Below are 13,100 nucleotides of genomic sequence, written 5' to 3' on the forward strand. Positions count from 1 at the left end.
CCCTCACATCGGTGTCAGGTTCTAGCGTACGGACATGTCACTCCTCACGCCGTACCGCAGCCGGACCCTCGTCCTCCCGAATCGCATCGTCATGGCGCCGATGACGCGCCTGCGCTCCGAGCCCGACGGCTCCCCGACCGCCGATGTCGCCGACTACTACCGCCAGCGTGCCGGCGCGGGCCTGATCGTCACCGAAGGCATGTGGCCCCATTCGTCCGGGCAGAGCGAGGCCCGGGTGCCCGGGCTCGCGACGGACCGTCACGAGCGCGCGTGGGCCCGGGTCGTCGACGCCGTGCACGCCGAGGGCGGCCGGATCGTCGCGCAACTCATGCACGGCGGGCGCAAGGGCCACCCCGACGCTCGGATCGACGGTTCGGTGCCCGCGGGACCGTCGGCGGTGCCCGACGGCGACGTGCTGCACCTGCTCGACGGTTCCAAGGCTGCCTGGCCCCGGCCCGCAACGATGTCGATCGCCGAGATCGAGGCCACGGTCGAGCATTACGCTGCCTCCGCGCGGCGGGCTACGGCGGCAGGCTTCGACGGGGTGGAGCTGCACGGCGCCAACAGCTACCTGATCCACCAGTTCCTCGCGGACAACACGAACCTGCGCGACGACCGCTACGGTGAGTCGGCCGCGAACCGGATGCGCTTCGCGCTCGAGGTGGTCGACGCGGTGTCCGACGCCGTCGGCGCCGAGCGCACGGCCATCCGGCTCTCGCCCGGAAACCCGCAGTTCTCCATGATCGAGCGCGATCCCGCTGAGCTGTACCGCGGCCTCGTCGACGAGCTGAACCGCCGCGGCCTGATGTACCTGCACCTCACCGACAACGACGACTACCCCGCGCTGGCTGACCTCCGACCGCGCTTCGACGGCACCGTCATCGCGAACGTGGGCGAGAACCGTGCTCCTACGTCGGCGCCCGCCGCCGAGCGGGCCCTGGCCGACGGTGCCGACCTGGTCTCCTTCGGCCGCGCGTTCATCGCGAACCCCGACCTGGTGGAACGGATCCGCCGAGCCCTGCCGTTGTCGGCGATCCGCGAGGACGTGCTCTACGGCTGCACCGCCGAGGGCTACTCCGACTACCCGTGCGCCGCCGTCTCAGCCCGCGGGGATCGGTAGCGGCGCGGGCGCGGTGCCGGCGCCGAAGGGGCTGCCGCCCAGCTTCTCCCGGCCGTGCGGAGTGAACCAGTTCTGCAGGTCCGGCCCCTTCGGTACGATGCCCGACGGGTTGATGTCGCGGTGCACCTCGTAGTAGTGCCGCTTGATGTGGTCGAAGTGCGTGGAATCGCCGAAGCCCGGCGTCTGGAACAGGTCCCGCGCGTAGGCCCACAGCACCGGCATCTCGCTGAGCTTCGACCGGTTGCACTTGAAGTGACCGTGGTAGACCGGATCGAACCGGGCCAGCGTGGTGAACAGCCGCACATCAGCCTCCGTGATGGTGTCGCCCACCAGGTACCGCTGCGTGGCGAGGCGCTCGGAGAGCCAGTCGAGCCGGGAGAAGAGCTGGTCGTACGCAGCGACGTAGGACTCCTGCGAGCCGGCGAAGCCGCAGCGGTAGACGCCGTTGTTGACGTCGCGGTAGACCAGCTTGTTCACCTCGTCGATCTCCCCGCGCAGATCCTCGGGGTAGAGCTGCGGCGCTCCGGGCCGATGGAAGTCGGTCCACTCGAGCGAGAAGTCGATGGTGATCTGCGGGAAGTCGTTGGTGACGACGGCACCCGTCGGGACGTCGACGATCGCAGGCACCGTGATGCCCTTCGGGTAGTCGGGGACGCGCGTGAAATAGGCGTCCTGCAGACGCGGGATCTGCAGCACCGGATCGAGGCCGCCGGGATCGAGGTCGAAGGTCCACGACCGCTTGTCGTGCGTGGGGCCGGCGATGCCGAGGGAGATCGCGTCCTCAAGACCCAACAGCCGCCGCACGATGATGGTGCGGGTGGCCCAGGGGCAGGCGTACGAAGCGACGAGCCGGTACCGGCCCGGCTCTACGGGATAGCCGTCGCGACCATCCCGGGTGATGCGGGTCTCGATGTACCGGGTGTCGCGCTCGTACGGCTGATTCTCGGTGACGTAGCTGCCCTGTTCCTCGCTCATGCCATCAAGGGTAGTGACGCCCGCGGGGTAACGTCGAGTGATCGTTACCCGACACAACCATTGCCCGCCGGTAGAGCCTGCGTCGATCTCCCGCAGGACACCCCGGAGCCGCTGGACCCGATCCCGGCCCAGGTCGCCGACTAGTCGTCAGCCCTGCGCTGCCGCCCACACCTCGACGCGGGCAGCGCTCTCCTCGTCGCTGAGGTCCTCGACGCGGGTCATGATCGACCAGCGCACGCCGAACGGATCACGGATGCTGGCGAACCGGTCGCCGGAGACGAAGTTCGCCACCGGCTCCCGAACCGTCGCACCCGCGGCCTCAGCGCGCGCGACCACGTCATCGACGCTGCTGCAGTACAGCCCCAGCGAGTAGCAGTCGGCGTCGCCGTCGGGCATGGGAACGAGGCCGAACTGCGGGTTGGGCTCAGCCAGCTGGAGGCGCCCGTTGCCGAAGTCGAGCTCCGCGTGGACGACGACGCCGCCCATCTCCGTGACGCCGAGCGAGCGGGCCCCGAACACCGCGGTGTAGAAGTCGATCGCGGCCTTCGCGTTCGGGATCGCGAGGAAGGGCGTCAGCGAGGAGAAGGAGTGCGGGACGCCGTCGGTCGTGTGTGCACCGCTCGCGGCGGTGATGTTCTCTGTCATGCCCGTAACGCTACGAGCGGCGGCCGCCCCGCTGATTGAACATTCGCGACAGACGTCGGGCCTACGATCGATCCGTGAACCCCCGCGGCATTCTCTACCCGGCGCAGTTGCCCACCTTCGAGCGCCGGGCGGCCTCCCCCGCCGCGGACCAGCTGGTGCGCTGGTTCTGGATCTCGCAGTGGGAGATCGCACCCGGCCGCACGTCCCGGCAGATGTACTGGCCTTCCCCGCCCTCAACCTCGTGGTCGAGCCCGACCTCGTCGGGCTCGCGGGCGCGACCACGGAGCGCTCGCACCGCGATCTCGTCGGCACCGGGTGGGCCGTCGGCGCGCTGCTGCGGCCCGCGGCGACGCCGGCCGTGACCGACGACGCTCGCGCAATCCTGGACGCCTATCCCGCCGTCGACGCCCCTGAGTTGCACGAGGCCGTCGCCGCGGCGATGCGCCGCGGGGACCTCGCAGGCGCGTGCGTCGCGGTCGAATCCTGGCTCACCGCACGGGTTCCGACGGTGTCCGACGACGCCGAGCTCGCCAATCGCCTGGTCGTGGCCATTGAGGAGGACGAGGATATCCTCACTGTCGAGGACGCGGCGGCGGCGATCGGCGTCTCGCCGCGGACGGCGCAGCGACTCACCCGCCGGTTCGTGGGGCTGACGCCGCTCGCGCTGATCCACCGCCGACGGCTGCAGCACGCGGCGCACCTGGTGAGCACGGAACCGCAGACGTCGATCGCCGCCATCGCCGCGGACCTGAGCTATGCCGACCAGTCGCACCTCGTCCGGGACTTCCGCAAAGTCCTCGGCTTCACGCCCGGCGGCTACCGCCGGACCGCGCAGTGATCAGTCCTTGCGAGTCACCCTGTCGGCGACTCCGTCCGACGCCGCTCTCGCCGTATCGAGGTTCTCGCTCGCCAGCTTGACGCCCTCAGCAGTCGCCTCCGTGGCGATGTCCGCCGCGCTGGTGGCGATCCGGCTGATGCCGCCTTTCAGGTCACCCGTGAGCACCTCCCCGGCGCCCTCGACGATCTCGCCGGACTTGCGGACCGAGTCCGCCGCGATCTTGGTGACCGCCTCGATGTTCTCCCGGATCAGCTTGCCGATCATGGCGCTCTCCTTCGCTCCGCTGAGCTCAGCCTAGTCCGCGCAGGTCAGAGGCATCCAGTTCCGCGCGAGAGGTGTCCTTGAGATCGACGCCGGAACGGCCCAGCCGCCGGGCCCCGACGACGAGGCTCGCCGCGATGCGGGCGGCGTCGGTGTAGCCGAGCCCCTCCGGCGGGTGGATGTTGGAGATGCAGTTGCGATGCGCGTCGGTAACGCCCGCGCCGAAGTCGTCGGGGTCGGCGCGGTGGGTCAGGTAGATGCCGAGACTGTCGGCGACGGACAGGCCGGGGCGCTCGCCGATGAGCACCAGCAAAGTGCGCACGCCGAGCGCCCGCGCCACGTGATCCCCCAGCGCGACACGCGACTGCGTGGCGATGATCGGTGGCGAGACGGTGACGTCGGGCGGTAGTGCGGCGAGGATCGCGGCGGCCAATGCGACGCCGTGGTCGGTGAGGGCGCGGGGCGAGAGCCCGTCCGCCAGGACGAGGGCGACGTCGGCGGCACCGTCGGACACCGTCGGGAGGTCGGACAGGTCAGCGGGCTCGCGGCCCAGGTCGGGGCGGCGGAGGTACTCGCCCCGATCGGCGGCGCGACTGGTGACGACGGCGGGTTCGCCGAGTCCCAGGTCTCTGGCACGGGCGACGAGGTCGTCGGCGTCGAGCGGCTGGTGGACTGCATCGCGCGCCGCGGCGTGCGCGGCGGCGAACTCGAGGACGCGACGCGTGGGCAGCGCATCGCCGGTGCGCCCCAGCCCGATCCGCGACTGGGTCGTCGTGCGCAGGGCGTCCCAGAAGGCACCGTCCGCGGGCCGACGCTCGGTACCGCCCGAACGCTCGGGCGCGCTCACCGAGAGACCCCTGCTGCGAGCTCGCGCAGCGGAGACGCCTCGACGGCCACATCACGGAGGCCGCCGGCCTCGTCGGTCATGCCCTGCCGCGCGAGCCAGGCGTCGAACTCCGGCGCGGGCCGCAGCCCGAGTGCGCGGCGCACGTAGAGCGCATCGTGGAAGGCGAGCGACTGATAGCCGAGCATCACGTCGTCGGCGCCGGGCACCGTGATGACGAACGACACCCCCGCCACGGCGAGCAGCGTGAGCAGGTCGTCCATGTCGTCCTGGTCGGCCTCGGCGTGGTTGGTGTAGCAGACGTCGACGCCCATCGGCAGGCCCAGGAGCTTGCCGCAGAAGTGGTCCTCGAGACCGGCGCGCGTGATCTGCTTGCCGTCGTAGAGGTACTCGGGACCGATGAAGCCCACCACGGTATTGACCAGTAGCGGGTCGAGGTGCCGGGCCACGGCATAGGCGCGGGTCTCGAGGGTCTGCTGGTCGACGGGCGCGCCGTCGGTGCCGAGGTGGGTGCCGGACGAGAGCGCGGAGCCCTGGCCGGTCTCCAGATACATGACGTTGTTCCCGACGGTGCCGCGCCCCAACTCGCGCGCGGCGGCATTGGCCTCGTCCAACAGCGAGATCGTCACGCCGAAAGCGGAGTTCGCTCCCTCGGTGCCGGCGATCGACTGGAAGACCAGGTCGACCGGGGCGCCCTGCTCGATGAGCCCGAGCGTGGTGGTGACGTGGCTGAGCACGCACGACTGGGTCGGGATGTCGAAGCGCGTGCGGACCTCGTCGAGCAGGTGCAGGAGGTCGGAAGTCGCGTGCGGCGAGTCGGTGGCGGGGTTGATGCCGATCACCGCGTCGCCACAGCCGAGCAGGAGGCCGTCGAGGGTGGCGGCGGCGATGCCGCGCGGGTCGTCTGTCGGGTGGTTCGGCTGCAGGCGCGTGGCGAGCGTGCCCGGCAGGCCGACCGTCGTCCGAAAGCCTGCGATGACCCGGACCGCCCGCGCCACGGCGATGAGGTCCTGGTTGCGCATCAGCTTGCTGACCGCCGCCACCATCTCCGGGGTGAGGGCCGGGCCGAGCGCGGCGAGCCGGGCACCGGCATCGTCGGCCACGGAGATCCGCAGGAGGAGGTCCCGGAGGTCCCCGACGGTGAGGTGCGCGATCGGCGCGAAGGCCGCCCGGTCGTGGCTGTCGATGATGAGGCGCGTGACCTCGTCGGACTCGTACGGCACGACGAGCTCCTCGAGGAGTGCCGTGAGCGGGACGTCGGCGAGGGCCCACTTCGCGGCGGCCCGCTCGGCGTCGGAGGCCGCCGCGCAGCCGGCGAGCTGGTCGCCGGAGCGCAGCGGCGTGGCCTTCGCCAGCAGGTCCGCCATCGAGGTGAAGGTGAAGGTCTCCCCGCGCACGGATTGGCTGCGGATCATGATTGCTCCGTTCGTGAGGTGGCTTCTAGTAGACGGTATCCGCGACGGAGCCCAGCGGGGCGCCGTCGGCGCCGCGGACCGGCACCTTCGCCCCGGCGGCGTCGGTGCCCGCGGTCGCGCACGCGTAGGGCTTCGCCTGCGGCTTGGGCTCGATGAACATGGGGTTCACGAGCCACTTGTCGTCCGCGTCGGCGTACGCCGTGCACATCAGCTCGGGAACGTTGCGGTTGATCACCAGGCGCAGGCCGGTCGCGTCGCCGAGGAAGGTGATGTCGGTGACCGAGTCGCCGGCGGAGAGCACCTGCCGACGGTCCGCGGGCGCCTGCTGCCAGGCCGCCGCCCCCGTGATGCCCAGGACCTCCTGGTTGACCAGGCAGCGCTTGCCGTCGATGTAGTTGATCATCGAGTCGTCGCCGTCGGGGACGTCTCCGCAGCCGCGCAGATGCGGGGCGATCTTCCCGTCCGCGACGACGGGGCGGATGCCGATCAGTTTGTCCGGCGCGAGGCCCACCTCGGGCGCCCAGGCCCGGACCACCGGCTGCGCCGACGCGGAGATGATCCGGACGTCGAAGCCATTGGTGACGAGCGTCCCGATGAGGTCCTTGATCTGCGCGTAATAGCGCACCCAGGCGGCGACCTCGGTGGTGCCGACGCGCTGCTTCGCGCCCTCGGCCGCGGCCAGCGCCTCCGTGCGGGCGGTCTTCGCGAAGTCCTCGATCTCGGCCTCGGTGTAGCCGGCCATGAGCTGGACGACCCACGCGTACGCGGGCTCCATGCGACGGTGGTCGAAGCCGGCGAAGGCGGGCTTCCCGCCGATCTCCGCATCGTCGACCACGGCGACGAGCGCGTCCGCACAGCGGGTGTCGCGATCGGTGGGCAGCGGTGCGCCCGGGGCCGCGAGCGTGGTCGGGCACGCCTCCGCGAGGGCCTGCGCCGCCTCGGGGACGAGGTAGCGGCTGGTCGTGCGCCAGTCGCCGTTCGCGGGCTGCCGGATCTTGCCGGTGCGGATCATCCAGTACGCGGTCGCGGAGCCGATGTCGTTGCGCACCACGGTGTTGTCCCAGTCGAACAGGGCGACGGGGGCGGCGCCGTCGTGGGCGGCGCCGCAGTGACCGCGCTCGGCGATCAGCTTCTGCAGACGGTCGTGGTTGTCGCCGTACCAGCCCGCGTCCGGGGCGAGTGCGCGGCACTCGCCGGCCTTGTCCTGCGTTTCGTTCGTGGTGCAGGCCGCGATCGGGGCGAGCGCCAGGAGGGCGGCGGCGGTGACGGCCGCGCGGATCCGCCTCACTTCAGGTCCCGCTCGGCGTCGGCGAGGGCGGCGAACTCTTCGTCGGGCGAGTTGGCCACCAGATGGTGGCGGCTGTACACGCCGAAGTAGACGAGGAAGGCGGCGAACGCCGCGAGGGTCAGTCCCGCCGCCGTCGGGTCGACGAGGAACGTCGCGACCACGGCGGCGCAGGCGATTACGAGAGCGAACGAGGTGGTGACGGTGCCACCCGGGGTGCGGTATGGGCGCGGCATGTCGGGCTCGCGCCGGCGGAGCACGATGTGGCTGATCATCATGAGCACGTAGCTCACAGCGGCGCCGAAGACGGCCATGTTGAGCAGCATCGGGCCCTCGCCGGTGAGCGACAGCGCGAAGCCGATCGCCCCGGGAACGATCAGAGCGAGCACCGGCGCCTTGCGGGCGTTGGTGACCGAGAGGCTCTTGGGGAGGTAGCCGGCGCGCGAGAGCGCGAAGGTCTGACGAGAGTAGGCGTACATGATGGAGAAGAAGCTCGCGACCAGGCCGGCCAGGCCGATGTAGTTGACCACCTTCGCGGCGGTGCCGTCGCCCAATGCCTCCACGAGCGGGTTGCCCGACGCGGCCATGGCGTTCGCGCCGACGGCGCCGGGGGCGAGCAAGAAGACCGTCGCGCCGGTCACGACGAGGATGAGCATCGCGACGATGATGCCGCGGGGCACGTTCTTCTCGGGCTCGCGCGCCTCCTCTGCGGCGAGCGGGACGCCCTCGATGGCGAGGAAGAACCAGATCGCGAAGGGCACGGCGGCCCAGATGCCGAGGTAGCCGAACGGGAGCCAGCTGGAGGCACCCGTGGCATCGGTGACGGCGATGTCGGTGAGCTTGTGGGCGTCGAACTTCCCGATGGCGAAGACCGCGAAGACCACCAGGCCCACCAGCGCGATCGCGGTGATCACGAACATCGCCTTGAGCGCCTCGCCGGCGCCCGTCAGGTGGATGCCGATGAAGAGCGCGTAGACGAACAGGTACACCCACCAGCCGTCGGTGATCCCGAACAAGTTGAGAGATTCGACGTACGAGCCGATGAACGTCGCGATGGCGGCGGGCGCGATCGAGTACTCGATGAGGATCGCGATGCCGGTGGCGTAGCCGCCCCAGGGCCCCATCGCGCGGCGCGCGAAGGTGTAGCCGCCGCCTGCCGCGGGCAGCGCCGAGGACATCTCTGCCATGCCGAGGACCATCGCGAGGTACATGCCGGCGATGATCACCGCGGCGATCGCGAGGCCGCCCCAGCCGCCCTGTGCGAGCCCGTTGTTCCAGCCAGCGTAATCGCCGGAGATCACGTAGCTCACGCCCAGGCCCGCCAGCAGCACCCAGCCGGCGGAACCCGACCGGAGGGTGCGTTTGGCGAGGTAGTCGTCGGACTCGATGGTGGCGTCCACCCCGTCGTGGTGGAGCTGGTTCGGCGCCTGGCGCTCGGTACTCATGTGGGCCTCCTGATCACGGTCGATCCTGTTCCCGGCGTGTTTCCGGAATCGGATCGGCGTGTTTCACCGACGGGTCTTGTCGGTGTGATCTGGAACACTACGAGTCAAGAGTTGCAGCAGGGTTGCAGCGCAGGTCGAGGACCGCGGGGGCCACCCAGCGGTGTAGGTACTCGCGCAGCTCGTCCTGCGTTCGGGGCGGGTCGCCCGGGGAGATGAAGAAGGACTGCATGATGCGCAGCTGGAACTCGACGAGTTCGCGCAGCCGCGCCTCGTCGTAGCCGTGGGCGGGCCAGTCGACGTCGAAGCGTTGGATCATGGTCATTCCGAAGGCCATGGCCTGGCCGGAGGCGATCGCCTCGGCGTGCGAGTACTCCCCCGCCAGCATGAGCCGCAGATGCGGGGCGCGTGGCACCTGATCGAGAGTGAAGATGATCCCTTCGACAACAGCGTCGGCAGGGTCGCCGATGCCGCGCAGGTGCGCGGCGAGCCTGTCGAGGAAGGCGCCGACCGCCTGCACGGCCGCGGCCTGGAGCAGCGCGTCGACCGTCGGGAAGTACCGGTAGACGGTCTGCCGGATCACGCCCAGCGCGTCGGCGACCTCCGCGATCGACGTGGTGCCGCGCTCGCCGATGAGTTCGACCGCGGCGGCCACGATGCGCACAGCAGCCTCGTCGTCGCCGGCCGGCGGCGTTCCGCCCCATCCCCTGCGTACCATCGCCCCAGGCTACAGCTTCGCGCGTTCGCATCATACAGAACGTGTTCTATGTGTATGTTCACCTCATGACGGACCTGCACCCCCGCAAGATGGACTTCCACTTCGACGAGGCGCCCGTGCCCTTCCTGTGGAACCCGGACAACCCCGCCTTCTCGTCGATGATGAACGCGGTCAGCTTCCTCGCCGTGGGCTTCGAGAAGATGATCGTCAAGCTGATCCTGCAGTTGCGCAAGGAGTTCACCGACCCCCAGGTCGCCGCGGAAGCGACGGCGTTCATGCAGCAGGAGGGGCACCACTCGACCGCGCACCGTCGGCACGTCCAGGCCCTCATCGCCCAGTACCCCGGCCTGGAGAACACCATGGACGCCGTGATCGGCGAGTTCGACCTGCTCACCGAGGCGACCTCGACCGACTACCGGCTGGCGTACACCGCAGACCTGGAGGCGACGTTCACCCCCGTCTTCAAGCTCATGCTCGACAACGAGGAGGCGCTGTTCCGCCCCGGCGACGACCGGGTGGCGTCGATGTTCCTGTGGCACTTCGTGGAGGAAGTCGAGCACCGCAGCTCCGCGCTCATCATCTACAACGCGATCGTCGGCAGCGAGGTGTACCGGATGCGGATGGCGCCGTCGATCTTCGCCCACGTGCTCAAGGTGATCCGCATCGCGTGCGCCGGCTTCAACCAGCATGTGCCGCTGCGGGATCGGCAGGTCGACGCCCTATCGATGTTCGGCCGGTACCGGCTCAAGCAGAAGATGTTGGTCGCGGTGGCGCCGCACTTGACGAAGGGCGCCATGCCGCGCGCCTTCGACGTGCTCCCGAAAGCCGAACAGGCTGTCGCCATGAAGGGCATCATCCGCAGCCAGATGCCGCTGCACGATCCGGCGCACGAGAACCTGCCGGTGCTCGCCGATGAGTGGTTGCGCCGCTACGACAGCGGCGTCGACTGCACGCGCTGGTACGCCTCGGACGCGGCGATCGGGGCCTGACCGATGGACCTGTGCACGACGACCTTCGACGCGCTCGCGCGCCGGATGGGCTTCACCTGCGACGACACCGGGGGCCTCGTCTCGGTGCGTAGCCCGCTCCAGTTGGAGAACTGGACGCTGCCGGTGCTGGAGCTGACGATCATCGTCGGCTCAGTCCTCATGCTGATCCACGCCGTCCGACGATGGCGACGCGCCGGCGATGCGACGAACCTGGCCGTCTGGTTCGGGGCCACCGCCTACCTGTTCGTCATCGAGCCGCCGCTCTACTTCCCCGGAGCCTTCGGCATCGACGGCTACGTGGACACGATGTTCGCGCACAACCTCTTCACGGTCGAGTTCCTCTGGGGTCGACTGCCCCTGTACATCGTCGCGATCTATCCGATGATGGCGACGATGTCCTTCGAGATCGTCCGCATGCTCGGCGTCTTCCGACGGTGCGGGATCGTCCTCGGGGCGTGCACCGTCGGGCTGGTGCACGGCGCCTTCTACGAGATCTTCGACCACCTCGGACCGCAGCTGCGCTGGTGGGAGTGGGCGCCGGAGAATCCCATCAACCTGCCGTTCTTCGCCTCCGTCCCGATGGGCTCGGTGGTGGTCTTCGCGGCGCTGTGGCCGATGTCGCTGGCGCTGTGCGTGCAGTTCATGGTCGGGCGGCACGTCGACGCAGGCACGCGGTTCACCGGCCCGCAGCTGGTGTGGCGCACCGTCGTCATCGGGCTCGCCGCCTCGGTGGGCACGTTCGTCCTACCCCTGCCCGCCACAATCCTGGGCCTGGCCGGCGATACGGTGCGCGGCACCGTCTACGCCCTGGAACTGGCCCTCATGGCCGGGGCCGCCCTGTACGCGATCCGACGGTGCGTGGCCCCCGGGCTCGACGCACCGTCGATCCCGGCGCACCGCAACCGCCTGGTCCAGGCGTACGCGGTGGCCTACCTGCTGGTCTTCGGCCTGCTGTGGGCGACGGCCCTGCCGGCATTCTTCGGCGCCGAGGACAGCCTGACGGAGGCCTGCGACCCCGTCGGGAACCTGCCCTTCACTCTGCTCTGTTTCGTGATCGCGATCGGGGTCGTGACTGCCGTCACACGCCCCGGAGCAGGGGTGAACCGAACGGTTCGTGACGATCCCACAAGACACGGGGGCGAAGTTCTCACCTGAGAACAGCCGAATGTGCGTTTCGATCCTGTTTCATGGAGGTCATGGCAGACATCCGGAGTTTCAGCACGCTCGGCGGACAGTTCCCCAACGTCGTGGTCACCGCGATCGAGATGACCACCTCGATCGGCACCGACACCGAGTCCACGTGGGCGGGCCTCCTGGCCGGTAAGAGCGGCATTCGCGAGCTCAAGGGCGATTTCATCGGCGTCGACATCGCCGACCTCCCGGTCCGCTTCGGCGGCCAGCTCCTCGAGGACCCCACCTCCGAGGTCCCCGAGCGTCCCGACCGCAAGTACGCGGGCGACATCAGCAAGCAGCACGTCAGCAAGCGCCGCATGTCCTACGTGGAGCAGGCCGCACACGTCATCACCAAGCGCCTCTGGGACAACGCGGGCCGCCCCGACGTCGATCACAACCGCCTCGCGGCGGTCGTCGGCACCGGTCTCGGCGGCGGCGAGTCGATGGTCGAGGCCGTCGACGCGCTGCGCGATCACGGCGTCCGCAAGGTCTCGCCGTTCACCGTGCAGATGGCCATGCCGAACGGCGCCTGCGCCGTCTCGGCCCTGGAGATCGGCGCCCGCGCCGGTGCCATCGCCCCCGTCTCGGCCTGCTCGACCGGCAACGAGGCCATCGCCCACGCCTGGCGCCAGATCGTCATGGGCGACGCCGACATCGCGGTCTGCGGCGGCATCGAGGGACGGATCGACAGCCCCGTCATCGCCCCGTTCGCCATGATGCGTGCCCTCTCGACCCGCAACGACGATCCGCTGCACGCCTCGCGCCCGTTCGACAAGGACCGCGACGGCTTCGTCTTCGGCGAGGCCCAGACGCTGATGATCATCGAGACCGAGGAGCACGCCCTCGCGCGCGGCGCGAAGCCCATCGCGCGGCTGCTCGGCGCCGGCATCACCTCCGACGGCTACCACATGGTCTCCCCCGACGTGGAGGGCGGCGGCGCCGCTCGTGCCATGAAGCGCGCCATGGAGACCGCCGGCCTCAAGCGCGAGGACATCGACTACATCAACGCGCACGCCACCGCGACCCCGATCGGCGACACCGCCGAGGCCAAGGCCATCAACGCCGTCGTCGGCACCGACGCGGCGATCTACGCCCCGAAGGGCGCGCTGGGCCACTCCATCGGCGCCGTCGGCGCCCTCGAGGCGGCCCTGACGGTGCTGTCGCTGCGCGACGGGATCATCCCGCCGACCCTCAACCTGGACAACCAGGACCCCGAGATCGAGCTCGACGTGGTGCACGGCGAGGCGCGCAAGGGCGACTACAAGTACGCGCTGAACAACTCGTTCGGTTTCGGCGGCCACGACGTGGCACTCGCCTTCGGCAAGTACTGATCTTCTTCATCAGGACCGGCGGTCGGGATTCGTTCCCGACCGCCGGTTCTGTCGTTTCCGACGG

The 13,100-nt window shown here is 69.9% G+C and carries 13 protein-coding genes; 5 read left to right on the forward strand and 8 right to left on the reverse strand.

Going from position 1 to position 13,100, the window contains the following annotated elements; all coding sequences use genetic code 11:
* Positions 1–34: 34 nt before the first annotated feature.
* Positions 35–1,120 (forward strand): alkene reductase, encoded by a 1,086-nt coding sequence (locus HNP44_RS20600; protein ID WP_259144717.1) that lies wholly within the window; start codon positions 35–37, stop codon positions 1,118–1,120.
* Here HNP44_RS20600 and HNP44_RS20605 read toward each other — a convergent pair.
* Positions 1,100–2,095, reverse strand: coding sequence for a glutathione S-transferase family protein (locus tag HNP44_RS20605; RefSeq protein WP_259144718.1), 996 nt, complete (start codon positions 2,093–2,095; stop codon positions 1,100–1,102). The two genes, HNP44_RS20600 and HNP44_RS20605, sit on opposite strands and share 21 nt — an antisense overlap.
* Before the next feature lie 147 nt (positions 2,096–2,242).
* Positions 2,243–2,740: a VOC family protein gene (locus HNP44_RS20610; RefSeq protein WP_259144719.1), complete on the reverse strand. Its 498-nt coding sequence runs from the start codon at positions 2,738–2,740 to the stop codon at positions 2,243–2,245.
* Positions 2,741–2,918: 178 nt separating this feature from the next.
* Here HNP44_RS20610 and HNP44_RS20615 point away from each other — a divergent pair, with 178 nt between their 5' ends.
* Positions 2,919–3,578, forward strand: a complete 660-nt coding sequence (locus tag HNP44_RS20615) for a helix-turn-helix transcriptional regulator (protein ID WP_259144721.1) — start codon at positions 2,919–2,921, stop codon at positions 3,576–3,578.
* On the opposite strand, the gene HNP44_RS20620 is transcribed toward HNP44_RS20615, so the two are convergent.
* The 6 genes from HNP44_RS20620 to HNP44_RS20645 all read right to left on the reverse strand — a co-directional run bounded on the left by HNP44_RS20620 (position 3,579) and on the right by HNP44_RS20645 (position 9,543).
* Positions 3,579–3,842 (reverse strand): Rv1893 family protein, encoded by a 264-nt coding sequence (locus tag HNP44_RS20620; protein WP_259144723.1) that lies wholly within the window; start codon positions 3,840–3,842, stop codon positions 3,579–3,581. It abuts the gene before it with no gap.
* Positions 3,843–3,867: 25 nt separating this feature from the next.
* Complete coding sequence (gene eutC / locus HNP44_RS20625) at positions 3,868–4,686, reverse strand: ethanolamine ammonia-lyase subunit EutC (protein ID WP_259144725.1); 819 nt, start codon at positions 4,684–4,686, stop codon at positions 3,868–3,870.
* Positions 4,683–6,098: an ethanolamine ammonia-lyase subunit EutB gene (locus tag HNP44_RS20630; protein ID WP_259144726.1), complete on the reverse strand. Its 1,416-nt coding sequence runs from the start codon at positions 6,096–6,098 to the stop codon at positions 4,683–4,685. The genes eutC and HNP44_RS20630 overlap by 4 nt, the downstream gene beginning before the upstream one ends.
* Positions 6,099–6,123: 25 nt before the next feature.
* Positions 6,124–7,386 (reverse strand): haloacid dehalogenase-like hydrolase, encoded by a 1,263-nt coding sequence (locus HNP44_RS20635; RefSeq protein WP_259144727.1) that lies wholly within the window; start codon positions 7,384–7,386, stop codon positions 6,124–6,126.
* Positions 7,383–8,828 (reverse strand): ethanolamine permease, encoded by a 1,446-nt coding sequence (eat, locus tag HNP44_RS20640; protein WP_259144728.1) that lies wholly within the window; start codon positions 8,826–8,828, stop codon positions 7,383–7,385. The genes HNP44_RS20635 and eat overlap by 4 nt, the downstream gene beginning before the upstream one ends.
* 97 nt (positions 8,829–8,925) lie before the next feature.
* Positions 8,926–9,543, reverse strand: coding sequence for a TetR/AcrR family transcriptional regulator (locus HNP44_RS20645; protein ID WP_259144729.1), 618 nt, complete (start codon positions 9,541–9,543; stop codon positions 8,926–8,928).
* Positions 9,544–9,608: 65 nt separating this feature from the next.
* On the opposite strand from HNP44_RS20645, the gene HNP44_RS20650 reads away from it, so the two are divergent.
* Genes HNP44_RS20650 through HNP44_RS20660 form a run of 3 tightly spaced genes read left to right on the forward strand, consistent with a single transcriptional unit; the run spans position 9,609 to position 13,036 of the window.
* Positions 9,609–10,532, forward strand: coding sequence for a metal-dependent hydrolase (locus tag HNP44_RS20650; RefSeq protein ID WP_259144730.1), 924 nt, complete (start codon positions 9,609–9,611; stop codon positions 10,530–10,532).
* 3 nt (positions 10,533–10,535) lie between these two features.
* Positions 10,536–11,687, forward strand: a complete 1,152-nt coding sequence (locus tag HNP44_RS20655; protein WP_259144731.1) for a DUF7802 domain-containing protein — start codon at positions 10,536–10,538, stop codon at positions 11,685–11,687.
* 41 nt (positions 11,688–11,728) lie between these two features.
* On the forward strand, positions 11,729–13,036 hold the full coding sequence (locus HNP44_RS20660) for a KasA/KasB family beta-ketoacyl-ACP synthase (protein ID WP_310437701.1): 1,308 nt from the start codon (positions 11,729–11,731) through the stop codon (positions 13,034–13,036).
* Positions 13,037–13,100 lie beyond the last annotated feature (64 nt).

The sequence above is a fragment of the Tsukamurella ocularis genome (assembly GCF_024807615.1).
Lineage (GTDB): Bacteria > Actinomycetota > Actinomycetes > Mycobacteriales > Mycobacteriaceae > Tsukamurella > Tsukamurella ocularis.